Raw genomic sequence first — 14641 nt, forward strand, 5'->3', positions numbered from 1 at the left:
AACGGTGGTTCAGAAGGGGAACAGGATGTTGAGCGGTGGAAGGTCTGGCCGACGCTTGCGTGAACTTTACTCACACCAGCTGTGAGAACGAATCGTTTGTCCAGTGGTTCTGACGGCATCAATATTGATCGCGTCACCGTGGGCCAACGAAATCGAGAGGCGGGCCACGTCCTTGCTAGGCAGCGCGTTTCCGAGCGTTGCCGTTCCGGTGGATGAACTCACCGGTGCTCCCGTCGGCCGGCCGACGGGCGGGCTCGGCGGCGTCAGGGTGTAGGCCCGGATCCTGTCACGTCCATGCGTTACAGGGCATCGGACGCCGAAGGTGGACCGTTTTGAGTCTCGTCGAACTCCCCGGCGGTGGGGGCGGGTGACCGCCCCCAGGTGCGCGGTGACCTGCAGGCGCTCTGCGTTTCCATCCAGTTTCCCCCGTAATCCCCGGAATTTCTGTCCAATACCCTCTTGACCCTCCTGTGAGTCGCTGCCATTGTCTGTGCCAGATTTCAGCATACTGTTCCACATTGTGGCACGATCTGGAGGATTCCATCAGGCCTGAGCCGGTGCTCCGAGACGCGATGGTTGCGAGCCGGTGTCCCAAAAGCCCAGGACCCATCCGAACAGCCTGGAATTGACAGCTCACGTCGGGGGCCAGCATGTGCCTCGGCGATACGAAAGGAAAGCCCTGTGTCGACTGCCAAGAAGCGCGTCGCCGTCGTCGGCGTGGGAACGATGGGCAGCCAGGCCGCCTGGCGGCTGGCGGCCCGGGGCGCCGAGGTCGTCGGCTACGACCGGTTCGCTCCCGGCCACGACCGCAGTGCCGCTGGCGGTGAGTCCCGAGTTTTCCGCAGCGCGCACTTCGAGGACTCCCGGTACGTCCCGCTGCTCAAGCACGCCGACTCCCTGTGGGAGCAGCTCCAGCAGGAAACCGGCCGTGAGCTGCGCCGGCTGACCGGGTGCCTGCTGATGGGGCCGACTGAGCAGCAGCAGATGGCCACCGTCCTTGAGTCCATCGCGGAGCACGGCCTCGACCACGAGGTCCTGGACGCCGAGTTGCTCGCCAAGCGCTTCCCGCAGTACCGGCTCGAGGACGGCGACGCGGCCGTGCTCGACCGCCGCGCCGGGCTCATCCGTCCCGAGCTGACCGTCCAGACGGCCGCCCGCCGGGCCGAGCAGTTGGGTGCCGTGATCCACCGCTACACGCCGGTGCGTGAGATCACGCCGGTGAGCGGCGGGGTGGAGGTCCGCACCGACGCCGGCAGCGAGCGCTTCGATGCGGCCGTGGTCACCCCGGGCCCCTGGGTCAACGACCTGTTGCCCGGCCTGCCCTGGGAGGTGGAGATCCGCCGCCTGATCAGCGCCTGGTTCGTGCCCACCACCCCCGGCGCCTGGTTCGGCGAGGAGCGTCCCGCGTTCATCCGCACCGCGCCCACCCACTGCTACGGTCTGCCCTCCCCGGACGGCGTCTCGGTCAAGCTCGGCCTCTCCCAGTACCTGCACAAGCCGGCGGGCGACCCGAACGCGCTGGACCGTACGGTGCAGCCGGGGGAGCTGGAGATCTATGCCGAGCTGATCGGCCGCTATCTGCCCGATCTGCACCCGGACCCCACCCGCCTGTCCGTCTTCATGGAGGGCTACACCGAGAGCAGTCGCCCGCTGGTCGGCCCGCTGCCCGGTGCGGAGAACATCGTCGTGCTGGCCGGGTTCTCCGGCCACGGCTTCAAGCTCTCCCCGGCCTTCGGCGACATTGCCGCCGGCCTCGCCCTGGACGGTACTTCGCCCCAACCCATCGACTTCATCTCCACCGTCGACCGCACCGCGGCCTGACTCCGTCCCCCGACCACCATTCGGCACACCCAGCAAGGAATGTGACATGGCCGTAAGGAAGCGTGTCGCCGTCGTCGGTACCGGCACGATGGGCAGTCAGGCCGCCTGGCGGCTGGCGGCACGCGGCGCAGAGGTCGTCGCCTACGACCGGTTCGCCCCCGGTCACGACCGCAGCGCCGCGGGCGGTGAGACCCGGGTCTTCCGCAGCGTGCAGACCCACGACGGCCGCTATGTGCCGCTCGTCCGGCACGCCGACGCCCTCTGGAAGCAGCTGCAGGCGGAGACCGGGCGAGTGCTCCGCCGCCTGACGGGAGCCCTGGTCATGGGGCCGGCCGACGACCCCGAGATGCGTACCGTCATGGACGGCATCGCCGAACACGGCCTCGACCACGAGGTGATCGACGCCGACGCGATGGCCAAGCGGTTCCCCCAGTTCCGCGTCGACGACGGTGACCTGGTGATTCTCGACCGCCACGCGGGCTTCATCCGCCCCGAGCTGACGGTCCAGACCGCGGCCCGGCGCGCCGAGGAGCTGGGCGCGCGCATCCGCCGCTACACCCCGGTGCGGGAAGTCACTCCTGTAGCCGGGGGAGGCGTGGAGATCCGCACCGACACCGGCACGGAGCGTTTCGACGCCGCGGTCGTCACCCCTGGCCCGTGGGCGGGTGACCTGCTGCCCGACCTGCCGTGGGAGGTGAGCGTCTACCGCGCGATCAGCGCCTGGTTCCTGCCCCACCAGGACCACCCGGCAGACGCGGAGCGTCCCGCCTTCATCCGTTGCGGGGACATCCCGTTCTACGGCATCCCGTCCCCGGACGGCCTGGCCGTCAAGCTCGGCCTGCCCCAGCCCCACCACAAGCCCGTGGACGACCCGAACCGCCTGGACCGGACCGTCACGCCGGAGGAGCTGGAAGCCTTCACGGCGGCGGTGCGCCGCCATCTGCCGGGCCTGAACCCCGATCCGGTGCGCCTGTCGGTCTTCATGGAGGGCTACACCGACAGCACCCTGCCGCTGGTCGGACCGCTGCCGGGCTGCGACGACATCGTCCTGCTGGCCGGGTTCTCCGGCCAGGGCTTCAAGATCTCGCCGGCCATGGGCGACATCGCCGCCGACCTCGCCTTGGAGGGCCGCACCTCCCAGCCGATCGACTTCATCACCACAACCGGCCGCATCACGGCCTGAGTTCGAACGAGGTAAGCCATGACTTTGACCATCGGCTCGCTGCGGGCCGAGCCCGGCCAGAAGACCCGCGGGAGCCTGACCGCCGACCTGGGCACCACGACCGTGGAGGTCCCGCTGGTCCTCGTCAACGGCTCCCGGCCCGGCCCGAGGGTGGTGATCACCGGTGGTGTCCACGGCGGTGAGTTCATCGGTGTCGACGCCGCCACCCGCCTGGCCGGGCTGCTGGAGCCGGAAGAGGTCGCCGGCCAGGTGGTGATCTGCCCCGTGGCCAACCCCCCGGCCGTGTACGGGGGCAGGCTCAACATCTCGCCGCTGGACGGTGTGAACATCAACCGGGTCTTCCCCGGCGACAAGGACGGTGGCCCCACCGAGCGGATGGCGGCCTGGCTGTTCGAGCACCTGATCGACGGCGCCGACGCCTACGTGGACCTGCACAGCGGCGGCATCGACCAGCATCTGCTCGACTTCGCCGCCTACCGGCTGACCTCCGACTCCGCACTGGACGCGAAGAACAGGGCGATGGCCCACGCGGTCGGTTACGAGCGGATCATCGTCCGTCCCCTCCCCGACGGCGGGAACAGCCATGCCGCTGCCAACCGGCTGGGTGTGCCCGCGATTCTCGTGGAGACGGGGCAGCTCGGCGACCGCGAGTCCGCCACCGTGCGCAGGCTGCTCGACGCCCTGTACCGGATCCTGCACCACCTCGGTGTCATCGAGGCGTCGGAGCACGTCAAGCCGGCGACCGTGCAGCCACGCGAGTGGATCTGGACGGGTGACGTCGTCTCCGAGATCACCGGTCTGTGGTACCCGGACGCGGTCACCGGTGACGAGGTGACCGAGGGACAGACCATCGGCCGCATCATCGACCCGGTCGACGGCGCCGAGCACAAGGTCACCGCCACCGCCACCGGAAAGATCCTCTACGGCATGAACGGGCTCTCCGTCCGCCCCGGCACGGAACTCGCCGCCATCGTCACCCCGCACGACTGACGGGCCGTGTGCCCGCCCTCTGACTCCACTCCCTACTCCGTGCTGGGCATCCCTACCAGCATCGGGCTGAACGCCCGTCCTCCGCGCTGCCTCGGGCGCCGCCGATTGCAGCATGACCGATCGACCACGAGTCGAGCGCATGCCTCGATCGCCGCACTCGGATTGCGCCACCCACAGTGCGTCCGTGCCGAGGACCGCATCCGCGCCACCCGCCGCCGGCCTCCGTACACCGGAAACGGGCCACGCCCACGAGCACGTGCCAGGCGCCGCTCGGCAACGGCTCATCGACCGTGCGCCGTACCAACTTCTCAAGTTCAAAAAGGGAAAGCATGTCGCTCCTGAAGGCCATCGACACCGATCTCCTTCGCGCCACGCGAGTCCGGCCCACTCCCGGAACGCTTGATTTCCGGCAACCCCGCCTTCAAGACCTGGGCTCGGGACGTCGCCCGTGAGGAGACGATTCATACGGGCGTCCGGGAAGGGACTCCTGGGGAGACGCACTCGATCAAGGGGGAGACCTTCGAGTTCTGCCATATCCTCTCCGGCATCGTCGAGCTCACGCCGGAAGATGGCGAGCCGGTGGTCTACAAGGCAGGCGACAGCTTTGTCATGAAGCCGGGCTACGTCGGTGTCTGGAAGACCATCGAAACCGTGCGCAAGATCTATGGCCGGCCGCGCTCTCCCCGAGCGCCCTGGTCGCCGCCCTGAGCACCGTGTTCTCCCTGATCATCGGAGTCACCGCCACCACGCCCTGGTCCGCAGCGAACTCCCGCTGCGCTCGGCGGTGTTCGCTCTGGTCCTCGGCCCCCTGGTCATCCCGCAGATCGTCACGGCACTCGGACTGTTCCTTCTCTTCGAACCCGCCGCGATGCTCGGCAGCCCCCTCGCCATCGCCCTGGGCCACACCGTGCTCGCCTCACCGATCGCGGTACTGATCCTGATCGCGACCCTGCGCGGCATCGACGAACGCCTGGGGGACGCCGCCGCCAGCATGGGCGCCGGACGCCTCACGATCGCCCGGAAGATCACCTTTGCCAACGGATCGCTCGGCGCCGAGGGGGACGACCTCCTCGTCGTCCGGCGAGGGGAGGGCCCGTACGTCGACGACACGGACGGCAGGCGCTACATCGACGACCTGTCGGGACCAATGTCGAGCACCACATGAAGTCGATCCGCAACATCCTGGGCAGCCTCGGCCTGACCGACGGCGAGGCGGAGCTGCGGGACACCTACACGACCGTCTCCGGGACCTTGGCCCGCTCCGCCGCCGGCGGCTTCTTCGTCGCCCACGCCGAGCCGGGGGAGACCTGCAAGGAAGGCGACAGAATCGCCACCATCACCGACCACTACGGCACCACGCTGGAAGAGGTCAGCGCGCCGCAGGACGGCATCGTGCTCTGGGTCCGCCGCATCCGCACGGTCCGCCCCGGCGACGAGGTCGTCATCTTCGGCGAGGTGCTCGGGGAGATCCGGCCATGACCAACGAACTGCAGCTGACCGAGCTGCTCATCGACGGCAAGCAGGTCCCGGCCGCCGACGGACGCTCCTTCACCGTCCTCGACCCGTCGAACGACACGGCCATCGCCGAGGTGGCGCTGGGCGGCAAGGCGGACGTGGACCAGGCGGTGGCCGCCGCGCGCGCGGCCCTCACCTCCCCGGCGTGGGCCGGGATGCGTGCCGCCGACCGCGGCCGGATCCTGTACCGGATCGCGGAGGCCATCCGCTACCAGGGCGAACGGCTGGCCCGCCTGGAGAGCCAGGACGTCGGCAAGCCGCTTCGCCAGGCGAAGGCCGATGTCGAAGCGGCCGCCCGCTACTTCGAGTTCTACGCGGGCGTCGCCGACAAGCTCGGCGGCTCGACGATCCCCCTCGGCCCCGACCTGATCGACTACACCGTCCGTGAGCCGATCGGTGTCTCCGGCCAGATCATCCCGTTCAACTACCCCCTGCAGAACACCGCGAGGGGTTCCGCCCCCGCGCTGGCCGCCGGCTGCACCGTGGTCCTCAAGCCCTCACCCGAGGCGCCGCTCACCCCGCTGGAGATCGGCAGGATCGCCCTGGAGTGCGGTCTTCCGCCGGGCGTCCTGAACGTGGTCCAGGGACGGCCCACCCCGCTGGGCACCGCGTTCGCCGAATGTGGGCGGATCGCCCACGGCCCTGCACCTGCTCCCCGTGGTCGACCCGATCACCTACGCAGCGGCAGATGAACCGGCAGTACACCGTGCAGGAGTGTCGCCACAAGTTCGCCCGGGACATTTGCCACGGCAGGCGCGGGTAGATCATGCAGGCGTACCGGACGTGGCAGGAAGACCAGCTTGGCGCGCCCGGCCCGGGCCTGAATGCCGCCGTGCTGTGGACGACGCGCTGTCCCGTCGTCCGGGAGCTGCGGGCGCTGCCTGCGGAAGAGTTGCTGGCGGCCGGGGCGCGGCGGCAGCGGACGGCTGCCGTTGGCCCCAGCTTGAGTGCTGGCGGGTCCTGGTGGCTGTCCACGGAGCGTCTACTCTCCGCTTGTCCCGATGGCTGGCCAGCCATCTACGGGGATGGCCAGCCGCCGTGGAACGTCGGTCCGTCGGTCGTGGTGCCGGGACAAGGGCTTCTACAGGGCGCTGACCGTCCGCAGCACGGGGGCCAGTTGGGAGCGGATGGTGCCGGCGTGGGGCTGGAGGGAGCCGTCGAAGGCTGCGGAGCCGATGGTGAAGGCGTCGGCTCCGGCCGCCGCTATGGCCCGGATCTGGTCGTCGCCGGTGATGGAACCGGCGACGACCAGACGACCGGTGGTTGCGGCGCGGGCGGCGCGGACCAGGTCGAGCGGCTCGGCGTCGGTGGCGCGGTAGGCCAGCAGGTCGACTCCGGCGCAGCCTTCGGTTTCGGCGCGCCGGCAGTCCGCGGCGATGCGTTCCGGGTCGCCGGCCAGGCGGGTGGGGTGGCCGATCGGCTGGCCGGCGAACGGCAGGTAGGCGATGCGGGTGCCGTTCAGGAGGCCAAGGGTCTCCTTGGTCCAGGTGCCGCCCATGAGCCAGTCGACACCGAGATCGACCGCCGTGCGCACTGAGTTGAGGGCCTGTTCACGGTTGGTGCTGACGACTTCGAGGTAGGTGGTGGCGCCGGAGTCTCTGAGGCGGGTGTGGAGCTGGGTGAGGGTGTCGCGGTCGACGCCGACGTCCTTGAAGCCGATGTGGGTGATGCCAAGGTCCTTGACGGTGTCGAGGACGTCGAGGCAGTCAGTGACGGTGCGGTCGTCGCGGGTGAGCATGAAGATGAAGTCCACGGTCGTGCGCCTTTCTTTGAGTACGGCCGAGTGGGGTGCGGCGGGATCAGGGGTGGCCGGGTGCCGACAGGTCGTCGGCCTGGCGCAGCGCGGTGAGCAGGCTGGTGTGGTCGGCCATGCCGAGGCCGGTGATGTCGAAGGCCGTGCCGTGGTCGACGCTGGTGCGGACGAACGGCAGGCCGATGGTGATGTTGACGCCGTGTTCGATGCCGAGGTACTTGACGGGGATCAGACCCTGATCGTGGTACTGGGCGACGACGACGTCGAAGTGCCCGGCGCGTGCCTTCATGAAGACGGTGTCGGCCGGCCAGGGACCGCTGGCCTGGATACCCTCCCGCTGGGCCAGCTCGATGGCGGGGGCGATGACGTCGAGGTCCTCGCGCCCGAACAGGCCGTTCTCGCCGGCATGCGGGTTGAGGCCGGCGACCGCGATGCGCGGGGCGGCCAGGCCGCCCCGCTGGAGAGTGCGGTGGGTGAGGCGGATGATGTCCAATTCGCGGTCGGTGGTGATCGCGTCGAGTGCGGTGCGCAGGGACTGGTGGACGGTGACCAGGACGGTGCGCACTTCGTCGTTGGCCATCATCATGGCGTAGTCGGTGGTGCCGGACAGGTCGGCGAGGATCTCGGTGTGGCCGGGGTAGGGCACGCCGGCGAGGCGCAGGGCTTCTTTGTTGATCGGGGCGGTCACCACGGCCCGTATGTCGTTGTCGAGGGCGAGTTGGATGGCGCGCCTCACATAGGTGTAGGAGGCGGCGCCGGCGCGGGCGTCCAACGCCCCCAGGGGGAGGTCGTCGGGAAGATCACTCTCGGCCAGGACGTCCACAGTCCCCGGGGCGTGGGTGGCCTGGTCGAGGGAACTGATGGCGCGGATGGTCAGCCCCGTGCCGGCGACGAGGTCGGCTCGGGTGAGGACGCCGGGGTCGCCGATGACGACGACGGGAACGGTACGGCGCGGGTCGGCGCAGGTCCTGAGGGTGATTTCCGGGCCGATGCCGCAAGGGTCGCCCATGGTGATGGCGATCGGGGTCACGTGTTCTCTCCTCGTTCGAGGGTGTGTGTGAGGGGGTGTCTGGCGAGGTGGCACAGGCGCAGGAGCGCGGCGTCGTCGCCGAAGCCTCCGGCCTTGACCAGTACGGGCAGCGGGTAGCGACCGAGGAGCGTGCCGCGGGCGCTACCGGGTTCGGGTTCGTCGATCAGGGCGATGCCCGTGGCGCCGAGGGCGTGGAACACCGTCGCGGCGGTCTCTCCGCCAGTGATCAGGAGGGTGTCGGCGGCGTTCTCGTCGACCAGCAGGCGGACGGTGGTGGCCAGCGACGCGGCGAGGGCCTGTGCGGTGGCGGCGTCGTGGCGCTCGTCCGGGGTCCGCAAAGTGAGCACCTCGGAGGTGAGACGGCGCGCTGCGACGAGCGACTTTCCCGGATCCTCGGTGACACGGATTCCGTCGGCATCCCCCCGGGCGTGAAGGGCGGCCAGCTGACGTCGGCTGACCGGGTTGGCACTGCCGACGACCACCAAAGGACGCCGGGCCGGCCGCACGGACGGCGTGGGCTGAGCGGCCTGACGCGCGCAGCGGCGGGCCAGGGCCGCGGCGAGCCCTGGGGAGCCGACCCACAGCACCTGGTCAAGCCCGGGCACGGCTCGCACGAACCGGTTCAGTTCCTCGTCCGTCGCAGCCGAGCAGATGAACAGGCCGCCGTCGGCGATCAGACGGGGCAACTCATCGGCCTCGTCCGGCCCGACCCGCACGGCCTCCGGGAGCAGCACCGCCAGGTCCGCGCAGCTGACCGGATGCACCGGATCATGCGCGAAGTCGCTCTCGTCCACCGGCACGCCGTGCACATACTGCACCCCACCCACCGTCACCCGCCCCTGCGCCGGAAAGGCAGGGGCGACGACCACCGCCCGCCGCCCCGATCCGGCCTGCGCAGCCCGGACCTCGGCGGCGACGTGGCCTCGAAGGGTGGAGTCCACTGTCTTCAGCAGCAGGTCACAGCCTGCGAACGCCGATGCCGTGTGGCGCGTACGGTCTACGGCTTCGGTTTCCTGCAGCAGCCGGGTGCCGAGGTCGATGGCGGTCACGCCCGGGGTGTGCCGGTCGGCGGTGGCCGGTGCACCGAACAGGATCCGGGCCTCGTGGCCGGTTCGGCGAAACGGTGCCGCACCGTCCCCGGCACTGGTGAGGTCATCCGCCAGAACGGCGATGCTCGGTAGGGTGCTGCGTAGCGGGGGCATGGCCCGCCTCTCGATTTCGTCGGCTTCCCGGTGACGCAATCAATAGTGAGGCCGCCAAAACTGCTGGACAAACGATTCATTCTCACGGCTGGTGTGAGTAAAGTTCACGCATGCGCTGGCCCGACCTTCCCCCGCTCAACACCCTGCTTCCCTTCGAAGCCGCCGTGCGCCACGCGAGCATGACCAACGCCGCCCACGAGCTCCACGTCACGCATGGCGCGGTCAGCCGCCAGATCCAGAACCTCGAACGAGCCATGGGCATGACCCTCTTCGAGCGCGGCACACGTACGCTGCGCCCCACTCCTGAGGCACGGCAGCTCGCAGCCGCAGTCCGGGATGCCCTCGACCAGATCGATACCGCCGCCCGGCTAATCTCCAGGCGCCCGGTCACCGGGCCGCTCACCCTCTCCTGCGAACCGACCCTCCTGATGCGCTGGCTCATCCCCCGCCTACCCGACCTGAAAGCACAGGCTCCGGACCTCGACCTCCACCTGTCCGCAGGCGGCGGCCCCCTCCACCTCGAACGCGACAACATCGACCTCGCGATCCGCCGCGACGACTTCCCCTTCCCACCGGAGATGACCCGCACCTACCTGTTCGCCGAACGGATCGGGCCGGTCTGCCGCTTTGACCTCGCGCCCGGCGTCACCACCGCCGACGGCATCGCGGCGGACGTTCTCCTCCACACCGCTACCAGGCGCCGAGCCTGGGACGACTGGCGAAGTGCCACCGGAATGGCGGCCCTATCCAGCTCGGAGCAGACGTTCGAACACTTCTACCTGACCCTGAAGGCCGCCTCAGCAGGCATCGGCACCGCCATCGGCCCCTACGCCCTCGTCCACGACGACCTGGTACAAGGACAACTCGCCGCGCCCCACGGCTTCGTCCCCGACGGAACCGGCTACTACCTCCTCAGCCGCCGGCCACCCGAGGACGACGCACGGATCTCCGTCCTGCTCTCATGGCTACGGACCCAGGCGGCACAACTCGGCGACGGCAACCCGTGAACTCCTTGGGATCAACGTCGTTCGCCGGAGAAGCCGACCGTCAAGTCCAAGCGGTGACACGGTGGCTCGGGCACGTCGATGCCGTGTGCGGGGCAGGCAGTCGGCGACTCAGGCCAAGGAACGCGGCGTCGAAATGCTCAGCCATCCAGGCGCCGGCTGCATGAAGGATGTGGTGCTCGGCGAGCTTGTCACCGAAACTTGATCAGTAGGGCGCCGTGCTCGCACAGGGGCCGTGCAGGCCCGGCCGGGACGCCTCCTTGGCGACGGCCACCGCGCGGCCCACGTCCGAGGCGTCGGATGCGGGTACCCGGCCGATGATCTCGCGGCGGCCGGGTTCTCCACCTCGGCCCATTCGCCGGAGTCCGCGGGCCCGCGCCGGTGTTGCGGCTCTCCTGGAAGTGAGCAGCCCCTAGTAGTGCTTGGTCAGGTGGGTATCGGTTCTGGCATGTTGCGGTGACAGGTGGGGCAGGGGCCGGTCCAGACCGCGAGGAGTAGCTGCAGTTCGCGGGCGACCTTGTAGAGGCTCAGGCCGGCGCCGTCCCTTTTGGGGACCGGGTGATGCGCTGGAGGGTGCAGAAGGCGTGTGCGACGGAGACGAGGGTGACGTGGTGGTGCCAGCCTCGCCAGGTGCGGCCTTCGAAGTGGGCCAGGCCCAGGGACCTGCTTCATCTCGCGGTAGTCGTGCTCGATGCGCCAGCGTAGTTTCACGGTTCGCACCAGGGTGGCCAGTGGGGTGTCGGCGGGCAGGTTGGACAGCCAGAACTGGACAGGTTCGGGCTGGCCGGCGGGCCATTCGGCCAGCAGCCAGCAGACGGGAAGCTCCGGGCCGCCGCAGGCTTTGCGGATCTCGCGTCCGGCGGGCCGCACGCGCAGGACCACGAAGCGGGAGTACATGCGCTTCACTCCGCTGCGGCCGCTGCCCGGGCGGGAGCCTTCCCGCCACTGCACCGGCCGGGCTGTCTGCTTGCCGGCCTCGATGACTGTGGGCTTCACGAGCCTTGGCCGGCGCCGTCCACGACGTCCGGGCCGCGCGCGAGCACGGCATCATCGAGGCGTGGACGACACCGGCCGCGCGGTGCCCGGCCAGATCGACGACGGCGAAGCCCGCCTCGCCTACGTCGCCGTCACCCGCACCCGCCACCGCCTTGACATCGGAGGCCTGTCCTGGATCGACGATCACCCAGCCGCATCCCTGACCTGCACAAAGGGGCCAGGGAACTGGCGGCGCGCCCACATTCGGACTGATGCCTCGTACGCGTCACCGCCTCCTCTACCTTCGGCCGAGACGGAGGAAGCGGTGATCAGGAAACGCCAGGACATCAGCGCGCTCATTCCGCGCCGTTCCGCGCAACTGAACGACAGCCGCAACCGACGGACCTCGTTACGGAGGTCAGGCTCAAGGACGTCCTGATGGAGGTTACGGTCAACGTGCGTACACCAGTCTTCGAACTCCATATCCGGCCCATGTTCCGCGCCACCGATCGCGACCATATGAGTGACGCGTTCGACCTCTGGGACTATGACGCCGTCGTCGCCCAAGCCGATGACATCCTCGGCCGCCTGAAAAGCAACATGCCGCCTGGCAGCCACGGCGGACTGTGGCCAGAGGAGTGGATCGAGCTCTTTACACGCTGGAAGGACGGCCCCCGCAAGCGGCTCGAACTCGGCGCGGCGACGTACACCTTCGACCAGACGGCCACCTCGGTGACCATCAAGGCAGCCGGCACCCTTCCTGCCGCGGGCAGCAAAGCCTGGCTGCAACTCGACAGCGAGACGGACACGGCGAAGACCTACGTCCTGTACGTGGAACAGCCGGACGTCCCGGTGACAGGTACGCCGCCCGCTTTCAACGCCAAGGAGCGCTACAGCGCCACGGACACCCGCTCCGTCTTCGTCCGTGACGCGACGGGTGTCCAGCAACTGCACTGAAGCGGCCATCCGCTGTGATGCGACCGCGATGGGAAGGAGTCTCCCTTGACCCAAGCTCTCGCCTATGAGGGCAAGGCAATCGTCGCCTTGATGGGCCAGCCCGAACCGCAGCGAAATCACCGGTGGTTGCAGGACGCCCTGCAACTAGCGGTCATGCTGGAGCTCGCGACCATCCCTCCGTATCTGTGCGGACTGTGGTCGATCAAGGACCCGGAGAAGGACAAGGCCGTCCACGACGCCATCTTGGCGATCGTCATGGACGAGATGTCCCACATGGGGTTGGCATGCAACATGCTCACCACCATCGGCGGGTCCCCGCGCATCGCAGACCCCGATCTGGTTCCGAAGTATCCTGGTCCGCTGCCCGGGGGGGTACGGCCCAAGCTCTCCGTGTTCCTCAGCGGTCTGAGCCGCGCTTCCGTCGACATGTACTGCCAGATCGAACGGCCCGAGGATCCCGTCGCCGAATTCGAGGAACCCAGTACGTCGATCGGGGCCTTCTACAGCGCTGTCCGGCAAGCATTCAAACAGAACGCCGACCTGATCAAAGGCCACAGACAGGTCGAGAGGGAGATGACGAACGCCCACGGCATGGGAAACAGCCTCGTCCCGCTCTCCACACCGAAGTCCGTGGACAACGCCATCCAGGTCATCATGGAACAGGGCGAGGGAAGCCACAGCTCACCCAGGAACCGCTACTTCGGCAGGGAGGGCGAACTCGCCCACTACTACGAGTTCCGCCAGATCCTGCAGGGCAAGAAGCTGGTCGAGGTGCCGACGGCTCCCGAGGGGTGGGCCTACCAAGGCGATCCCATCGTGATGCCCGAGGCCCACCGGATGGGGCGCGTGCCCAAGGGAGGCTGGGCACAGGAGCCGATGCACCGTCCCGACGCCGAGGTGCAGGAACTCCTCACAAAATTCAACCAGCGCTACAGCGAACTGCTGCGATGGCTGACGAAGACGTGGCAGACGGACGATCCGCAGGCAGCGAGCGAAGCCTTGGAAGAAGCTGAAGCGAAGATGCGGAGCCTGGCGAGTCCCGCCCGTTCACTGATGCGCCACGAGCTGCCGGACGGGAGCGGGCAGACATACGGACCCGAGTTCCTGTACATCCCAGCCTGATCGAACACGCGAAGGCTGCCGCTGAGGTACGGCCTCACGGGCGCGGGCGGAGCGGTAGTAATCGAAGCTGCTCAGGAGCAGGGTGTTGTCGTCGGCTACGAGGCGCATGCCGGCCAGTACTGGGGCGGGCGGGTTGCCGGGGATGGCGTGCAGCGCCCACTGGGCGGCGTCGGCGACCTTGTCGGTGTCGATGGTGAGTTTCATCCGGTCCTTCGGTCTCGGGTGGGAGCGTGACAGGGTTCGGGCGGGCCGCCCTGGGTGCAGGCGGCCCGCCCGGGCCTGTCGGTGCTGGGCCCGCCTGGAGCCGGCCCGGCCCGACCGTTTCGATACACGCCCTAGCTTGACTCTGCCGGGGATCTTGGGGTTGGCGAGGTCAACTGCCCAGGGTGCGCCAGGATTTCAGCCGAGGTAACTCGCGCTGGTCGAGGTAGCTCGGGAAGGCAGTCGGTCGGCGGCGTATGGGGGCTTCCTCGGCCGGTGGCAATCCGCTGAGGCGCTCGATGTTGACGGCGATGGCCGTCAGGACGTGCTGGATGTGGGCCTTTCCCTGCCCTCGGTAGCGGCAGCGCCGCATGCCGTGGCCATGGGCGGACTCGTTGACTGTGCCCTCCACTCCGGAGCGGACCGCGTAACGCGCCTTCCACTCGGGTGTCTGCTGCTCGGCGGCGGACACGGAGTTGCAGGTCACGGAGCTCTCGTGGAGGAAATCCCACGGTGCGGGCGCTGTCGGTGGTGGTGGTGCACGTGCGAGGTCGAGCAGGCGGTCGGCGCGGTCGTCTTCGGAGAGACGGTCTCGGAAGTCGGCCAGCACGCTGTGGTGGAAGCCGAGGTCGTCCAGCTCCATGGCCATGGCGTACTTGAAGTCAATGCGGCAGCGGACCGACTCGGCGGCCTGTCGGTCGGACAGGCCGAGCAGGAACCGCAGCACGCAGACGGTGGCCAGTTGGGCAGGTGAGAGCCCCGGACGCCCGTCTCACGGGTACCAGTCGGCGAAGTCCTCGTCGCACCACAGCCCACAGAGGCGGTCACGTACACCCGTCGATCTTGCTGCCGCACCGGGAAACTCCAAGATCCCCGACAGAGTCAAGC

General features: G+C 68.9%; 16 protein-coding genes and 4 pseudogenes. 13 read left to right on the forward strand and 7 right to left on the reverse strand.

What is annotated here, in order from left to right; all coding sequences use genetic code 11:
* Positions 1–681: 681 nt before the first annotated feature.
* The 8 genes and pseudogenes from solA (H4687_RS44585) to H4687_RS48640 form a co-directional block, all read left to right on the forward strand.
* A complete protein-coding gene (solA, locus tag H4687_RS44585; protein WP_046914664.1) occupies positions 682–1821 on the forward strand; it encodes an N-methyl-L-tryptophan oxidase in 1140 nt (379 codons plus the stop codon).
* A gap of 46 nt (positions 1822–1867) precedes the next feature.
* Complete coding sequence (gene solA, locus H4687_RS44590; protein WP_050399446.1) at positions 1868–3004, forward strand: N-methyl-L-tryptophan oxidase; 1137 nt, start codon at positions 1868–1870, stop codon at positions 3002–3004.
* Positions 3005–3022: 18 nt separating this feature from the next.
* A complete protein-coding gene (locus H4687_RS44595; RefSeq protein WP_192781789.1) occupies positions 3023–3994 on the forward strand; it encodes a succinylglutamate desuccinylase/aspartoacylase family protein in 972 nt (323 codons plus the stop codon).
* 399 nt (positions 3995–4393) lie between these two features.
* Positions 4394–4702, forward strand: coding sequence for a cupin domain-containing protein (locus H4687_RS44600; RefSeq protein ID WP_225967012.1), 309 nt, complete (start codon positions 4394–4396; stop codon positions 4700–4702).
* Positions 4703–4778: 76 nt separating this feature from the next.
* Positions 4779–5159, forward strand: a complete 381-nt coding sequence (locus H4687_RS44605; RefSeq protein ID WP_225967013.1) for an ABC transporter permease — start codon at positions 4779–4781, stop codon at positions 5157–5159.
* A complete protein-coding gene (locus H4687_RS44610) occupies positions 5156–5473 on the forward strand; it encodes a succinylglutamate desuccinylase/aspartoacylase family protein (RefSeq protein ID WP_225967014.1) in 318 nt (105 codons plus the stop codon). The genes H4687_RS44605 and H4687_RS44610 overlap by 4 nt, the downstream gene beginning before the upstream one ends.
* Positions 5470–6081: pseudogene (locus H4687_RS44615) on the forward strand (aldehyde dehydrogenase family protein); the annotation flags it as partial. The gene H4687_RS44610 and the pseudogene H4687_RS44615, both read left to right, overlap by 4 nt.
* Positions 6082–6093: 12 nt before the next feature.
* Positions 6094–6386 (forward strand): annotated as a pseudogene (locus tag H4687_RS48640) (Tn3 family transposase); the annotation flags it as partial.
* Positions 6387–6590: 204 nt separating this feature from the next.
* On the opposite strand, the gene H4687_RS44620 reads toward H4687_RS48640, so the two are convergent.
* From H4687_RS44620 to H4687_RS44630, 3 genes are read right to left on the reverse strand one after another with little or no spacing between them, the layout of a single operon-like run.
* Positions 6591–7262, reverse strand: a complete 672-nt coding sequence (locus tag H4687_RS44620) for a HisA/HisF-related TIM barrel protein (protein ID WP_052768298.1) — start codon at positions 7260–7262, stop codon at positions 6591–6593.
* A gap of 46 nt (positions 7263–7308) precedes the next feature.
* Entirely contained in the window at positions 7309–8292 is a 984-nt protein-coding gene (pdxA, locus tag H4687_RS44625) for a 4-hydroxythreonine-4-phosphate dehydrogenase PdxA (RefSeq protein WP_234317490.1), read from the reverse strand.
* Positions 8289–9494, reverse strand: coding sequence for a four-carbon acid sugar kinase family protein (locus tag H4687_RS44630; RefSeq protein ID WP_052768299.1), 1206 nt, complete (start codon positions 9492–9494; stop codon positions 8289–8291). The genes pdxA and H4687_RS44630 overlap by 4 nt, the downstream gene beginning before the upstream one ends.
* A gap of 110 nt (positions 9495–9604) precedes the next feature.
* Here H4687_RS44630 and H4687_RS44635 point away from each other — a divergent pair, with 110 nt between their 5' ends.
* On the forward strand, positions 9605–10501 hold the full coding sequence (locus H4687_RS44635) for a LysR family transcriptional regulator (RefSeq protein WP_046917078.1): 897 nt from the start codon (positions 9605–9607) through the stop codon (positions 10499–10501).
* Positions 10502–10703: 202 nt separating this feature from the next.
* Here the strand turns inward: H4687_RS44635 and H4687_RS44640 are convergent, their stop codons facing one another.
* Positions 10704–10853 carry a hypothetical protein gene (locus H4687_RS44640; RefSeq protein WP_159026209.1) on the reverse strand — a complete coding sequence of 50 codons (150 nt, stop codon included), beginning with the start codon at positions 10851–10853 and terminating at the stop codon, positions 10704–10706.
* A 172-nt stretch (positions 10854–11025) separates the two neighbouring features.
* A pseudogene (locus H4687_RS48645) lies at positions 11026–11506 on the reverse strand (transposase); the annotation flags it as partial.
* Here H4687_RS48645 and H4687_RS44650 point away from each other — a divergent pair.
* The 4 genes and pseudogenes from H4687_RS44650 to H4687_RS44665 all read left to right on the forward strand — a co-directional run.
* Positions 11482–11580 (forward strand): annotated as a pseudogene (locus H4687_RS44650) (IS5/IS1182 family transposase); the annotation flags it as partial. The pseudogenes H4687_RS48645 and H4687_RS44650 overlap by 25 nt on opposite strands.
* Entirely contained in the window at positions 11556–11912 is a 357-nt protein-coding gene (locus tag H4687_RS44655) for a hypothetical protein (protein WP_107082365.1), read from the forward strand. The pseudogene H4687_RS44650 and the gene H4687_RS44655, both read left to right, overlap by 25 nt.
* Positions 11913–11929: 17 nt before the next feature.
* Positions 11930–12430: a hypothetical protein gene (locus tag H4687_RS44660; RefSeq protein WP_159026210.1), complete on the forward strand. Its 501-nt coding sequence runs from the start codon at positions 11930–11932 to the stop codon at positions 12428–12430.
* Positions 12431–12475: 45 nt separating this feature from the next.
* The gene (locus tag H4687_RS44665) at positions 12476–13552 is read left to right on the forward strand and encodes a ferritin-like domain-containing protein (protein WP_225967016.1); all 1077 of its coding nucleotides are present in this window, start codon (positions 12476–12478) and stop codon (positions 13550–13552) included.
* Here the strand turns inward: H4687_RS44665 and H4687_RS44670 are convergent.
* Both H4687_RS44670 and H4687_RS44675 read right to left on the reverse strand, forming a co-directional pair.
* Complete coding sequence (locus H4687_RS44670) at positions 13478–13756, reverse strand: hypothetical protein (RefSeq protein WP_050399376.1); 279 nt, start codon at positions 13754–13756, stop codon at positions 13478–13480. The genes H4687_RS44665 and H4687_RS44670 overlap by 75 nt on opposite strands.
* A 169-nt stretch (positions 13757–13925) precedes the next feature.
* The gene (locus tag H4687_RS44675; protein WP_046917079.1) at positions 13926–14480 is read right to left on the reverse strand and encodes a transposase; all 555 of its coding nucleotides are present in this window, start codon (positions 14478–14480) and stop codon (positions 13926–13928) included.
* Positions 14481–14641: the final 161 nt, after the last annotated feature.

It is taken from the genome of Streptomyces stelliscabiei (assembly GCF_014873495.1).
GTDB classification, from domain to species: domain Bacteria; phylum Actinomycetota; class Actinomycetes; order Streptomycetales; family Streptomycetaceae; genus Streptomyces; species Streptomyces bottropensis.